This is a genomic window from Burkholderia sp. Bp9099 (genome assembly GCF_003857805.1).
Classification (GTDB): Bacteria; Pseudomonadota; Gammaproteobacteria; order Burkholderiales; family Burkholderiaceae; genus Burkholderia.
The window spans coordinates 147,449-159,982 of the sequence record NZ_QTPU01000023.1 but is presented as its reverse complement, the minus strand read 5'-3'; the positions used below and the strand labels follow the sequence as shown (position 1 = coordinate 159,982).

General features: G+C 68.6%; 13 protein-coding genes. 11 read left to right on the top strand and 2 right to left on the bottom strand.

What is annotated here, in order from left to right; all coding sequences use genetic code 11:
- The 3 genes from ccsA to msrQ form a co-directional block, all read left to right on the top strand.
- Positions 1–180: cytochrome c biogenesis protein CcsA (gene ccsA, locus DIE17_RS26090; RefSeq protein ID WP_171928181.1), on the top strand; the 180-nt coding region annotated here is incomplete at its 5' end.
- A gap of 158 nt (positions 181–338) precedes the next feature.
- The gene (msrP, locus tag DIE17_RS26085; protein WP_124522256.1) at positions 339–1,334 is read left to right on the top strand and encodes a protein-methionine-sulfoxide reductase catalytic subunit MsrP; all 996 of its coding nucleotides are present in this window, start codon (positions 339–341) and stop codon (positions 1,332–1,334) included.
- Between the two features lie 20 nt (positions 1,335–1,354).
- A complete protein-coding gene (gene msrQ / locus DIE17_RS26080) occupies positions 1,355–2,044 on the top strand; it encodes a protein-methionine-sulfoxide reductase heme-binding subunit MsrQ (RefSeq protein ID WP_124522254.1) in 690 nt (229 codons plus the stop codon).
- Between the two features lie 85 nt (positions 2,045–2,129).
- Here the strand turns inward: msrQ and lptM are convergent, their stop codons facing one another.
- On the bottom strand, positions 2,130–2,411 hold the full coding sequence (gene lptM, locus DIE17_RS26075; protein ID WP_124522252.1) for an LPS translocon maturation chaperone LptM: 282 nt from the start codon (positions 2,409–2,411) through the stop codon (positions 2,130–2,132).
- Between the two features lie 36 nt (positions 2,412–2,447).
- Between lptM and cyaY the strand changes: the two genes are divergently transcribed.
- Positions 2,448–2,774: an iron donor protein CyaY gene (gene cyaY / locus DIE17_RS26070; protein WP_124487840.1), complete on the top strand. Its 327-nt coding sequence runs from the start codon at positions 2,448–2,450 to the stop codon at positions 2,772–2,774.
- Positions 2,775–2,874: 100 nt separating this feature from the next.
- Here the strand turns inward: cyaY and DIE17_RS26065 are convergent, their stop codons facing one another.
- Positions 2,875–5,262 carry a penicillin-binding protein 1A gene (locus tag DIE17_RS26065; RefSeq protein WP_082088581.1) on the bottom strand — a complete coding sequence of 796 codons (2,388 nt, stop codon included), beginning with the start codon at positions 5,260–5,262 and terminating at the stop codon, positions 2,875–2,877.
- Between the two features lie 226 nt (positions 5,263–5,488).
- Between DIE17_RS26065 and DIE17_RS26060 the strand changes: the two genes are divergently transcribed.
- Genes DIE17_RS26060 through DIE17_RS26030 form a run of 7 tightly spaced genes read left to right on the top strand, consistent with a single transcriptional unit; the run spans position 5,489 to position 12,477 of the window.
- Complete coding sequence (locus DIE17_RS26060; protein WP_124522250.1) at positions 5,489–6,412, top strand: competence protein ComA; 924 nt, start codon at positions 5,489–5,491, stop codon at positions 6,410–6,412.
- Positions 6,409–7,044, top strand: a complete 636-nt coding sequence (locus tag DIE17_RS26055; protein ID WP_124487842.1) for a fimbrial protein — start codon at positions 6,409–6,411, stop codon at positions 7,042–7,044. The genes DIE17_RS26060 and DIE17_RS26055 overlap by 4 nt, the downstream gene beginning before the upstream one ends.
- Entirely contained in the window at positions 7,041–7,907 is an 867-nt protein-coding gene (locus DIE17_RS26050; RefSeq protein WP_124522248.1) for a pilus assembly protein, read from the top strand. Before DIE17_RS26055 ends, DIE17_RS26050 begins: the two co-directional genes overlap by 4 nt.
- A complete protein-coding gene (locus DIE17_RS26045; protein ID WP_124522246.1) occupies positions 7,904–9,556 on the top strand; it encodes a type IV pilus secretin PilQ in 1,653 nt (550 codons plus the stop codon). The genes DIE17_RS26050 and DIE17_RS26045 overlap by 4 nt, the downstream gene beginning before the upstream one ends.
- A 40-nt stretch (positions 9,557–9,596) precedes the next feature.
- On the top strand, positions 9,597–10,151 hold the full coding sequence (locus DIE17_RS26040) for a shikimate kinase (RefSeq protein WP_082088580.1): 555 nt from the start codon (positions 9,597–9,599) through the stop codon (positions 10,149–10,151).
- Positions 10,148–11,227, top strand: a complete 1,080-nt coding sequence (gene aroB / locus DIE17_RS26035) for a 3-dehydroquinate synthase (protein ID WP_044845981.1) — start codon at positions 10,148–10,150, stop codon at positions 11,225–11,227. Before DIE17_RS26040 ends, aroB begins: the two co-directional genes overlap by 4 nt.
- A 41-nt stretch (positions 11,228–11,268) precedes the next feature.
- Complete coding sequence (locus tag DIE17_RS26030) at positions 11,269–12,477, top strand: deoxyguanosinetriphosphate triphosphohydrolase (RefSeq protein WP_044845980.1); 1,209 nt, start codon at positions 11,269–11,271, stop codon at positions 12,475–12,477.
- The last annotated feature ends 57 nt before the right edge of the window (positions 12,478–12,534 follow it).

Genomic DNA, 12,534 nt, shown 5'->3' with positions numbered 1-12,534 from the left:
GAAACCTGGGCGCTGATCGTGTGGCTCAACTACGCGGCCTGGCTGCACATGCGCCTGATGAAGGGCCTGCGCGGCGCCGTTGCCGCCTGGTGGGCGCTCACCGGCCTGCTCGTGACGACGTTCGCGTTCCTCGGTGTCAACATGTTCCTGTCCGGGCTGCACAGCTACGGCAAGCTGTAAGATTTCCGACGCGGGTCCGACAAAAGACCGCCGGCGCACTGCGTGCCCGGCGGTTTTCTTTTGTAACGGGCGGGCGGTCCGGGCGTCGAACGGCGCAGGATGGGTCGGGTCGAACGCTCATGAAGCGTGCGCGCCGCGCATGCAGGAGGAGCAGCACGATGTGGATCAAACACCCTTTGCGCACCGTACTGACCGGCGGTGACATCGCGCAGAGCCAGATTACGCCGCGCGCGGTGTTCGAGAACCGGCGGCGCGTCTTGCAGGCCGCCGGCCTGGCGGCGGCGGGCGGATTGCTCGGCGGCAGCGGCGCGGCGTTCGCCGCCTATGCGTCGCCCGACGCGCGGGCCGCGAAGCTCGTGGCGAAAACCAACCCGAAGTTCGTTGCGGCCGACCGGGTCACGCCGTTCAAGGACATCACGTCCTACAACAACTTCTACGAATTCGGCACCGACAAGGGCGACCCGGCGCAGAACGCCGGCACGCTGCGGTCGCGCCCGTGGCGCGTGAGCGTCGAAGGCGAGGTGCTGCACCCGAAGGTGTTCGATCTCGACGAACTGCTGAAGCTCGCGCCGCTCGAAGAGCGCGTGTACCGGCTGCGTTGCGTCGAAGGCTGGTCGATGGTGGTCCCGTGGATCGGCGTGCCGCTGTCCGAGCTGATCAAGCGCGTGCAACCGACCGGCAACGCGAAGTACGTGCAGTTCGTCACGCTGGCCGATCCGTCGCAGATGCCGGGGCTGTCGACGCCGGTGCTCGACTGGCCGTACTCGGAAGGGCTGCGGATGGACGAGGCGATGAATCCGCTGACGCTGCTGACGATGGGCGTGTACGGCCAGGTGTTGCCGAACCAGAACGGCGCGCCGGTGCGGATCGTCGTGCCGTGGAAGTACGGCTTCAAGAGTGCGAAGTCGCTCGTGAAGATCCGCTTCGTCGACAAGCAGCCGAAAACGAGCTGGAACACGTACGCGTCGAACGAATACGGCTTCTATTCGAACGTGAACCCGAACGTCGATCACCCGCGCTGGAGCCAGGCGACCGAGCGCCGGATCGGCGAGGACGGCTTCTTCACGCCGAAGCGCAAGACGCTGATGTTCAACGGCTACGGCGATCTCGTCGCGTCGATGTATCAGGGCATGGACCTGAAGAAGAACTTCTGAGTGCGCCGGTGAGAAACGACATGCCTCCTTCGACGCTGACGCCCGCGCGCGCGTCCGGCACGCGCACGGCTGCCGCCGGCAGTTCCCGGGGCGGCGCAGCGCGTGCTGCCGCGCCGCGCTGGCTTGCCCCCGCCAAGGTGCTGGTTTTCGCGGCCGGACTCTATCCGCTCACCCGTCTCGTGCTGTTCGGGCTGACCGACCGGCTCGGCGCGAACCCGGTCGAATTCATCACGCGTTCGACGGGCCTCTGGACGCTGGTGATGCTCTGCCTCACGCTCGGCGTCACACCGCTTCGGCGCGTGACGGGCGTTCCCGCGTTGCTGCGCTTTCGCCGGATGATCGGCCTGTTCGCGTTCTTTTACGCGACGCTGCATTTCACGACGTATCTGTGGTTCGACAAGTGGTTCGACGTGCTTGCGATCCTGACGGACGTCGGCAAGCGTCCGTTCATCACGGTCGGCTTCGCCGCGTTCGTGCTGCTGATTCCGCTGGCCGCGACCTCGCCGCGCGCGATGGTGCGCCGGCTCGGCCGTCACTGGGCGACGCTGCATCGCGCGATCTATGTGATCGCGCTGTTCGGCGTGCTGCATTTCTGGTGGATGAGGGCCGGCAAGCACAATCTCGCGCAGCCGAAGCTCTACGCGGTGATCGTTGCGGTGCTGCTCGGCTGGCGCCTGCTCGAATGGGGCTGGCGGCGCATCCGCGCGTGACGAGGCGGGCCCGGAAAAACAAAAGGCGATGACAGGCAGTCATCGCCTTGGTCGCGAAGGAAGCCGCGCGAGCGGCGGCGCGCGCTTACTGCGTGGCGGCCGGGCCGGATGCCGGCGTCACGGCCTTCGATGCATCGCTCGACAGCTCCGGTGACAGCGTGAGCGGCGTGCCGGAAGAATCGGGAATGCTGTCGGACGACGCGTTTTCATCGGTCGGCGTGACGTCGGACGGCGCCGTGTCCTGCTGCTGGATGGGCTTCGCCGGCAACGGGGGCACGGTGGGCAGATAGAGCGGACCGCGTTGACCGCAGCCGGCAAGAATCGCCAAAGCCGCTACAATCGCGCTCATCCGGAAAACGACTCGCATGATCGTCCCTGAACAATTTAACCGATAGAGTTTAGCATGTCCGATACTGAATACCTGGCCCGTGCCGAGGCCGTGCTGGCGGCCGTCGAGCGTACCGTGGATGCCGCGAACGACGGCGATCACGACATCGATCTGGAGCGCAACGGCAGCGTGCTGACGCTGACGTTCGAGAACGGCTCGAAGATCATCGTCAACCTCCAGCCGCCGATGAAGGAGCTGTGGATCGCCGCGAAGGCGGGCGGGTTCCATTACCGTTTCGTGGACGGCGAATGGCGCGATACGCGCACCGGCACCGAGTTCTTCGCGGCGCTCACCGAGTACGCGACGCAGCAGGCCGGCCTGCCGATCACGTTCGGCGCGTAACGCGTCCGGCGCTTGCTTGGCCGGGCGGCCGATACGCCGGATCGAAGCACAACGAAAAAGCGCCCCGCAGGGCGCTTTTTTCATGCTCGGGCCGTTCGTGTCAGTGGCCGCGGAACAGGTTCATGATGTCCTGCTTCTCCTGTTCGTCGACATGCGGCACCGCTTCGTCGGTGCTCTGCACCGCCGGCGCCTGCGGCACGCCGACCGTCGACACGAAGCCGTGCCCCGGCGTGAAGTCGGTGAAGTACAACTCGCTGCCGAGCGCCTGGACGTCGTCCGGCATCGTCGGCTTGAACTCCGGCACGCCCTTCAGCGCCGCGCCCATATAGTCGATCCAGACCGGCAACGACAGGCCGCCGCCGGTTTCGCGATCGCCGAGGCTGCGCGGGTTGTCGTAACCGATCCACGCGATCGCCGCGAGCGTGTGCTGGTAGCCGGCGAACCACGCGTCGTGCGAGTCGTTCGTCGTGCCGGTCTTGCCTGCGAGGTCGGTGCGCTTCAGCACGTTGGTGCGCGCGCCCGTGCCGCGCTGCGCGACGCTCTGCAGCAGGCTGTTCATCACGTATGCGTTGCGCGCGTCGATCGCGCGCGGCGCGTTTTGCTCGGCGATGAGCGGCTGCGCGCGGGCGACGACAGCGCCGTTCGGATCGGTCACTTCGGCGATCAGGTACGGATTCACGCGGAAGCCGCCGTTCGCGAACACCGAGTACGCGCCGGCCATCTGCAGCGGCGTGACCTGGCCCGCGCCGAGCGCCATCGGCAGGTAGGCCGGATGACGGTCGGCGTCGAAGCCGAAGCGCGTGATGTACTGCTGCGCGTACTTCGTGCCGATGTGGTTCAGGATCCGGATCGACACGAGGTTGCGCGAGCGCTGCAGCGCGGTGCGCATCGACATCGGGCCTTCGAAGCCGCCGCCGTAGTTCTTCGGTTCCCACGGCTGGCCGCCGGTTTCCGCTGCGCTGAAATACAGTGGGCCGTCGTTGATCACCGTGGCCGGACCGAGGCCCTTGTCGAGCGACGCCGAGTAGATGAACGGCTTGAACGACGAACCCGGTTGCCGCCACGCCTGCGTGACGTGGTTGAACTTGTTCTTGTTGTAGTCGAAGCCGCCGACCAGCGAGCGGATCGCGCCGTCCTGCGGAACGATCGAGATGAACGCGCCTTCGACCTGCGGCAACTGCGTGATCGACCACTTCCCGGCGTCGTTCTTCACGACCCGGACGATCGCGCCCGGGCGGATGCGGCGGTTCGGCTGCGCGCCGGCCGACAGCGCGCCCGACGCGAAGCGCAGGTTGTCGCCTTCGATCGTCGCGCTGCTGCCGTCGATGAAGGCGATGGTGATCTGGCGCGGGGTGGCTGCGGTGACGACCGCCGCGATCAGCTCGCCGTTGTCGGGGTGTTCGAGCAGCGCATCGTCGATCGCCTGCTCGCGATCGTCGGCGCCGGCCGGCAATTCGATGAAGCCTTCCGGCCCGCGATAGCCGTGGCGGCGCTCGTAATCCATGATGCCCTTGCGCAGCGAGGTGTAGGCAACCTGCTGGTCGGCGGAATCGATCGTCGTGACGACGTTGAAGCCGCGCGTGTAGGTTTCCTCGCGGTACTGCGCGTACATCATTTGTCGGACCATTTCCGCGACGTACTCGGCGTGCACGCTGAACTCGCGGCCCGCACCCTTGACGGCGAGCGGCTGCGCGACGGCTTGGTCGTACTGCTCGCGCGTGATGAAGTTCAGCTCGAGCATCCGCTGCAGGATGTATTCCTGGCGCACCTTCGCGCGCTTCGGATTGACGACCGGGTTGTACGCGGATGGCGCTTTCGGCAGCCCCGCGAGCATCGCCGCTTCGGCGAGCGTGATGTCCTTCAGGTCCTTGCCGAAATAGACCCGCGCGGCGCTCGCGAAGCCGTACGCACGCTGGCCGAGATAGATCTGATTCATGTAGACCTCGAGAATCTGATCCTTCGTCAGCGCGCGCTCGATCCGGTAGGCCAGCAGCATCTCGTAGATCTTGCGCGTGTAGGTCTTTTCGCTCGACAGGAAGAAGTTGCGCGCGACCTGCATCGTGATCGTGCTCGCGCCCTGCGACGCATGGCCATTCGTCAGTGCGACGAAGCCGGCGCGGGCGATGCCGGTGAGGTCGACGCCGCCGTGATCGTAGAAGCGTGCGTCCTCGATCGCGAGGATCGCCTTCTTGAGCGAGTCGGGCACGTCCTTGAAATGGACGATGTCGCGGCGTTCCTCGCCGAATTCGCCGATCAGCACGTGATCGGACGTATAGATGCGCAGCGGTACCTTCGGACGATAGTCGGTCAGCGCGTCGAGCGACGGCATGTTCGGCCACGCGACGACGAGCGCGTAGCCGAGCACGAGGCCGCCGGCCACGACGAGGGCCACGCACATCGCGGCGAGGCCGATCAGGACTTTCAGCCACCAGGACCGCTTCTTCGGCTCGGGCGCGGGAGGCGGGGACGTAGGAGACGTGGATTGCATAGGCATACCGGAAAACAGTCCCGCGATTATAGCTGCCCGGTAAGACCGGCCCTGACGCGGGGGGCGGCGGCCGGAAACCGGCTGATCGCGGTGCCGCCGGCATAGTGTCCGCGAGGTCGCCCCGTGCCACAACTGGCCGTCCGGCCGACTGTCGGGCACACGCGCCGCTTTGCAGAATCAGGCCTCGGAAACGCGGCGTGGGCCGCAACGATCGCGGGAGGCTGGGATGGCAGGACGATGGGCGGCGCGGTTCGCGCCGGGCAGGCACCGTTCGACGGGCATCGACGTCGGGGCGGACGAGGTGAGGGTGGCCGTGCTGAGCCGGCGCGGGCGGGCCCTGGAGGTGCGGGTCGAAGGACTCGAGCGGGAGCCGGTCGGATTGCAGGACGGGCCGGAGGAGGCGCGCTGGGCCGCGGTCGCACGCGCGCTGGCGGCGGCCGTGTCGCGATTGTCGGCGGCGGGCGTGCGCTGCGACACGCGCGGCGTGATGGCGCTGCGCGACGACGAAATGCGGACCGCGACGCTCGACCTGGCCGGGCGCGACGACGTCGCGGACGCCGCCCGGCAAGCCGCTGAACGGATCTCGGGGCTGCCGCCCGACAGTCTCGCGTTCGACTGGCGGCAGGACGACGGCGCGTGCCCGGGCGAGGTCGAGGTCGCCGTGGCGCCGCAGGCATTGCTCGAACGGCGGATCGACGTGGCCGCGCAGGCCGGCGTCGACCTGACGGCCGTCGACGGCGAGTCGGCCGCCGCGCTGCGCGCGTTGCGCTATGCCGCGCAGTTCGAACCCGACGCCCACGGCCCGTACGCCGCATTCTGGTTCTGCGACACGGGCGTACGCGGTTGGCGGGTCGACGGTGCGATCGCCGTACCGGTGCTCGCGGTGTCCGGCGACGTGCAGGCGGCGTTCCCCGACGCATTGCGCCAGTGCGTGTTCGAGCCGGTGCGCTGTGTGCTCGTGGCCGGCGACGCGCGCAGCATCGCCCGCTGCGGTACGTCGGCCGCCGATATCGGCGATGCGCTCGGCGTGGCCGCGGTGCCGTTCGACTGCACCGGATGGGACGGGCTGCCGGGCGCGCTCGCCGGAACGCAGGGCGGTCCGGCGTTTGCCCTCGCGATCGGGCTGGCGCTGCGCGGGGTGTGGGAATGATGGCCGATGTGGGGTTCGGGCGAACTGCCGCCGGCCACGCCGTGCTCGGCGGCTTCAATCTGCTGCCGTACCGTGAGCGGCTGGCGCAGGCGTTGCGGCGGCGCCGTGCCGCGCAGTGCGGGGCGGCGGTCGTGCTCGGCGTGCTCGGGGCCTGCGTTTGGACGGGTGCGGCGACGGCGTGGCGATGGCGCATGGATGCGGAGCGTACGCGTGTGGAGGCGCGGCTGCGGCAATTGCAGCCACGGATCGATGCCGCACGGCGCGCCGCCGGCGTGGCTGCCGACCTCGCGCGACGCGATGCACGGGCGGTCGTGCTTGCCGCGCCTTACCGGCGTGTCGCCGGGCTGCTCGCGACGCTGGCCCAGGTGCGCGACGACACCGTCCGGCTCGACGCATTGCGCACGACTGCGTCCGGCGCCGTGCTCGACGCGCGCACGACGAGTTACCGGGCGGCCGCGCGGTGGCTCGCACGGATTGCGGTCGAGCAGCGTGACTGGCGATTCGATGTCGGTGCGCTGACACCTGCTTCGGCCACGCCGGTCACGGGTTCGGCCGTGCCGTTCCGGTTTTCCGTGCAGGTGCGTTGGCACGACGCGCCGCCGCGGCAGAACGCAGCGGGAGGCGACGCATGACGGCGATCACGCATCGGTCCATGCCAGCCGGTGCCGGGCGGCGCGGCCGCATGGCGCGGATGTCGCCGGCTGCGGCGCATGCCATCGGCTGCGTGGCGGCGTTCGCGTGCGTGACGATGGGCACCATTCATCTGATGGATGCCGTCGACGCGAGCGGCCTCGCACGCAGTCGCGCGTTGCTGGCAACGGCACAAGTGCGTGCCGCCGACGCACAGCGGCTGCTCGCGACCGCGCCACGGCGCGACCCGGACCCGGCTGCCGGGCACGCCTCCAGCGTGCCGAGTGCGTCGGGGTGGCCCGCACTGATGCTCGAACTGGCGGACCTGGCCGGCGCGAGCGGACTGCGGATCGTGTCGATCGAGCCGCGGCGCACTGACGAAGCGGCGCCGGATGGCCGACGCACGGTGCGGATCGTCGCGGACGGCGGCTTTCCGGCGTTACTGCGGCTGATCGGCGGGCTGGCGAGTTTTCCCGCGCTGGTGGTGCCGTCGAGGCTGCATATTGAGCGCAAACCGCCCGCGTTGCGGGTGGACATGACGATCGACGTGCTTCCGGCGCTGTCGGGGGCTCGTGTTCCCGATGGCACGGTGCGGCTGCTTGCCGGCGTGCCGAGCGACGATCCATTCGGCGGCGATGGCTTGCCCGCGCAGGCCGACGATGCGACGCCGCGCCTGGCCGGCACGATTCGCGACGTACGCGCCGGGCTCGCGCTATTCGACGCGGGCGATGGCGCATTCGCGACCGTTGCGCCGGGCGAAGCGTTCGGGATGTCACGCGTGGTGAGCGTCGATGCCGGTGCGGTGACGCTTGCGACAGCTGATGGCGCGCGCCGGTTCGTCATGGATGACGGAGGTCGCCCATGACGAAGTACGGATGGCGGGCGATCGCATTCTGGGTCGGATCGGGCGTGGCCGCGGCACACGCGGCGCTGCCGCCGTTGCCCCTGTTGCCGCCTTTGCCGCCGGCCGGCTGGCCGATCGCATCGATGCAGGCGCATGCCCAGGACACACCGCTGCCGCAGGGCGCGCCCGACGGTGCGGACGGCGCAGCGCCCGCGCATGACGGCCCGCCGCCGTTCGATCGGGCAGTGCGCGCGGCGCTTCAAGCGGACACAACCGCACCGGTGCTCCGGCTGGAAGGGCCGCCGATTCCATTGCCGCCGCCGACGCGCATGAGCGACGCCGCGGCGCGGCACCCCGGCGATGCGGATGACGCGCGGCGGATCTCGCTGAATCTGCAAGGCGCCGGGCTCGCTGCCGCGTTCGACGCGCTCGCGCGATTCACCGGGCTGAACATCATCGTCGGCGAGCAGGTGCGCGGCACCGTGACGTTACGTCTGAACAATGTCCGCTGGCGCGATGCGTTCGACACGTTGCTCGACACGCACGGGCTGGCGATGTCCCGGCGCGGCAACGTGATCTGGGTCACGCCGGCGGCCGAGCTCGCCGCGCGCGAGCGCGAGCGCTTCGAAACGCATGCACGCGCGGCCGAGCTGGAGCCGCTCGCGAGCCGGACCTTCGCGCTGCATTACCCGCGCGCGCAGGACGTGCAGCGGCTGCTGGCCGGAGCGACCGGCCAGCGTCTGCTGTCGAAACGCGGCGCCGCGGCGGCCGACCCGCGCACGAACCTGTTGTTCGTCACCGATCTGGCGCCGCGCATCGCGCAGATCGCGGGCTTGATCGACGCGATCGACCGGCCATCGCGGCAGGTCCGGATCGAGGCGCGGATCGTAGAAGGCGAGCAAGGCTTCTCGCGCAACCTCGGCGCACGTGTCGCGCTGCGCGCGCAGGGACGGGCGCCCGCGGCCGACGGCGCGGCATTCGCGACGGACACGCGCAACGCGCTCGACCTGGCCGCACGACCGCTCGGCGGCTTCGAGGCGGCGACGGCCGGCTTCACGTTGTTCGCCGCGCCGCTCAGCCGCGTGCTCGACGTTGAATTGAGCGCGCTCGAGGCGCAGGGGCGGGGCCAGATCGTTTCCAGCCCGCGCGTTGTGACGGCCGACCGCGTGAAGGCGATCGTCGAACAGGGCTCGGAGCTGCCGTACCAGGCGAAGGTCGGCAACGGCGTGAGCGGCGTGCAGTTCCGCCGCGCGACGCTGAAGCTCGAGGTCGAGCCGCAGATCACGCCCGACGGACGCGTCGTGCTGGACCTGGACGTGACGAAGGACAGCATCGGCGAGCCGACGGCGGCCGGCCCGGCGATTCATACGAAGCACGTCCAGACACGCGTCGAGGTCGAGGACGGCGGAACGGTCGCGATCGGCGGGATTTACGAGCAGTTGAACCGGGACGATGTGACGCGGGTGCCGCTCTTGGGCAAAATACCGGTACTGGGCGCGCTTTTCCGGCACCGCGCACGGCGCGACCAGCGCAGCGAACTGGTCGTCTTCATCACGCCGACGGTCGTCGGCGCGCGTTGCGAAACGGCCGGCGCGGGCGACGCGGATGCGGGAAAAACGGGGCCGGAAGCTGGCGGCGCAGGCTCGACAAGGCAGCCGCTTTGCCAGTAAGCTGCGCCACACACCAGCAAGATTCAAGCAGAGGAAGCCGTTGCAAGCGCGGGACCCACATGCAAACGTATTTTTCGTCGGCCTTATGGGAGCGGGTAAGACCACCGTGGGCCGGGCGGTCGCGCGCCGGCTCGACAGGACGTTCTTCGACTCCGACCACGAAATCGAGGCCCGCACGGGTGCGCGCATTCCGGTGATCTTCGAGATGGAGGGCGAGGCCGGGTTTCGCGACCGCGAATCGCAGGTGATCGCCGATCTCACGCAGCGCGAGAACATCGTGCTTGCGACGGGCGGCGGCGCGGTGCTGCGGCCCGAGAATCGCGACTGCCTGAAAAGCAGCGGCATCGTCATCTATCTGCGCGCCAATCCGCACGATCTGTGGCTGCGCACCCGCAAGGACAAGAACCGCCCGCTGTTGCAGACCGACGATCCGAAGGCGCGTCTCGAAGCGCTCTACGAAGTGCGCGACCCGCTGTACCGCGAGTGCGCGGACTTCATCATCGAGACCGGCCGCCCGTCGGTCAACGGCCTCGTCAACATGGTGCTGATGCAACTCGAACTGGCAGGCGTCATCGCCAAGCCGCTACAAGCATGATTACCGTCAACGTCGATCTGGGCGAGCGCGCCTACCCGATTCATATTGGTGCCGGCCTGATCGGCCGCACCGAGCTGTTCGCCCCTCACATCACCGGTTCGTCGGTCACGATCGTCACGAACACGACGGTCGATCCGCTCTACGGCGACGTGCTGCGCGCGGCGCTCGCGCCGCTCGGCAAGCGCGTGTCGACGGTCGTGCTGCCGGACGGCGAGGCCTACAAGAACTGGGAAACGCTGAACCTGATCTTCGACGGCCTGCTGACCGAGCGCGCCGACCGCAAGACGACGCTCGTCGCACTCGGCGGCGGCGTGATCGGCGACATGACCGGCTTCGCCGCTGCGTGCTACATGCGCGGCGTGCCGTTCATCCAGGTGCCGACGACGCTGCTGTCGCAAGTCGATTCGTCGGTCGGCGGCAAGACGGGCATCAACCACCCGCTCGGCAAGAACATGATCGGTGCGTTCTACCAGCCGCAGGCCGTGATCGCCGATATCGGCGCGCTGACCACGTTGCCCGATCGCGAGCTGGCGGCCGGCGTGGCCGAGGTCATCAAGACGGGCGCGATCGCCGATGCGGCATTCTTCGACTGGATCGAGGCGAACGTCGAGGCGCTGAACCGCCGCGAGCCGGCCGCGCTCGCGCATGCGGTGAAGCGCTCGTGCGAGATCAAGGCGAGCGTGGTCGCAGCCGACGAACGCGAAGGCGGGCTGCGTGCGATCCTGAATTTCGGCCATACGTTCGGCCATGCGATCGAGGCCGGGCTCGGTTATGGCGAGTGGCTGCACGGCGAAGCGGTCGGCTGCGGGATGGTGATGGCGGGCGACCTGTCGGTGCGGCTCGGCCTGCTCGACGAAGCGTCGCGGCAGCGGCTCGACGCGGTGATCGCCGCCGCACATCTGCCGGTGCGCGGGCCGGCACTCGGCGATGCGCGCTACATGGACCTGATGCGCGTCGACAAGAAGGCTGAAGCCGGAGCGATCAAGTTCATCCTGCTGAAGCGATTCGGCGATACGCTGATCACCCAGGCGCCCGACGAAGCCGTGTTCGCTACGCTGGCGCAGACGACCCGGTAACGGCGCCCCGGATGCCCCGGCGCCCCTGACATGGAGGAGACGTGAGCGAGACATCCAGCAGCAAACCGACCCGAGCCGGCCGCGCATCTGCCGCGGCGCTGGCCGAGCCGCCGACGCTGGCGGCGCTGGAAGCCCATCTCGCTCCGTATGCCGCCCACGCGTCGCAGTCGCGCGGCCGCCGCCATCAGGAAACCCCGCCGGCGGCGCGCACCGAATTCCAGCGTGACCGCGACCGCATCGTTCATTCGACCGCGTTCCGCCGGCTCGAATACAAGACGCAGGTCTTCGTCAATCACGAAGGCGACCTGTTTCGCACCCGCCTCACGCACAGCCTCGAAGTCGCGCAGATCGCGCGTTCGGTCGCGCGCAACCTGCGCCTGAACGAGGATCTCGTCGAAGCGATCTCGCTCGCGCACGATCTCGGTCATACGCCGTTCGGCCATGCCGGGCAGGACGCGCTGAATGCGTGCATGCGCGAGCACGGCGGCTTCGAGCACAACCTGCAGAGCCTGGCGGTGGTCGACGAACTCGAGGAGCACTACGGCGCGTTCAATGGCCTGAACCTGTGCTTCGAGACGCGCGAAGGCATCCTCAAGCACTGTTCGCGCGAGAACGCCCGCAAGCTCGGCGCACTCGGCGAGCGTTTCCTGCAAGGCCGCCAGCCGTCGCTGGAAGCGCAGCTCGCGAACATTGCGGACGAAATCGCGTACAACAACCACGACGTCGACGACGGCCTGCGCTCCGGCCTGATCACGATCGAGCAGCTCGCCGAAGTCGAGCTGTGGCAGCGCCACTACGACGCGGCGCTCGCCGAATTCCCGCATCTCGAAGGCCGCCGCCTCGTGCACGAGACGGTGCGCCGCATCATCAACACGCTGATCGTCGACCTGATCGACGAGACCACGCGCAATCTCGCCCGTGTCGCGCCCGCGTCGCTCGACGACGTGCGCGCCGCGCCGCCGCTCGTCGCGCACAGCGAGCCGATCGCCGCGCAGGCGGCGGCCCTCAAGCGTTTCCTGTTCAAGAACCTGTATCGCCACTACAAGGTGATGCGCATGGCGAACAAGGCGCAGCGCGTCGTCACCGGGTTGTTCGACGCGTTCATCGACGATCCGCGCCTGCTGCCGCCGCCGTACCAGTCGGACGACGAAGCGCAGCAGCCGCGCCTCGTCGCGCACTACATCGCCGGCATGACCGACCGCTTCGCGCTGAAGGAATACCAGCGCCTGTTCGTCATCAACGACAACTGACTGTCACAAACGATCACTAGACTTCGCCGGTTCAATGGCGACGGGAATGTTGCACAC

Excerpts from the sequence above, each read along its gene's own strand:
- msrP (WP_124522256.1), top strand. The coding sequence starts at position 339 with ATGTGGATCAAACACCCTTTGCGCACCGTACTGACCGGCGGTGACATC.
- msrQ (WP_124522254.1), top strand. The coding sequence starts at position 1,355 with ATGCCTCCTTCGACGCTGACGCCCGCGCGCGCGTCCGGCACGCGCACG.
- lptM (WP_124522252.1), bottom strand. The coding sequence starts at position 2,411 with ATGCGAGTCGTTTTCCGGATGAGCGCGATTGTAGCGGCTTTGGCGATT.
- cyaY (WP_124487840.1), top strand. The coding sequence starts at position 2,448 with ATGTCCGATACTGAATACCTGGCCCGTGCCGAGGCCGTGCTGGCGGCC.
- DIE17_RS26065 (WP_082088581.1), bottom strand. The coding sequence starts at position 5,262 with ATGCAATCCACGTCTCCTACGTCCCCGCCTCCCGCGCCCGAGCCGAAG.
- DIE17_RS26060 (WP_124522250.1), top strand. The coding sequence starts at position 5,489 with ATGGCAGGACGATGGGCGGCGCGGTTCGCGCCGGGCAGGCACCGTTCG.
- DIE17_RS26055 (WP_124487842.1), top strand. The coding sequence starts at position 6,409 with ATGATGGCCGATGTGGGGTTCGGGCGAACTGCCGCCGGCCACGCCGTG.
- DIE17_RS26050 (WP_124522248.1), top strand. The coding sequence starts at position 7,041 with ATGACGGCGATCACGCATCGGTCCATGCCAGCCGGTGCCGGGCGGCGC.
- DIE17_RS26045 (WP_124522246.1), top strand. The coding sequence starts at position 7,904 with ATGACGAAGTACGGATGGCGGGCGATCGCATTCTGGGTCGGATCGGGC.
- aroB (WP_044845981.1), top strand. The coding sequence starts at position 10,148 with ATGATTACCGTCAACGTCGATCTGGGCGAGCGCGCCTACCCGATTCAT.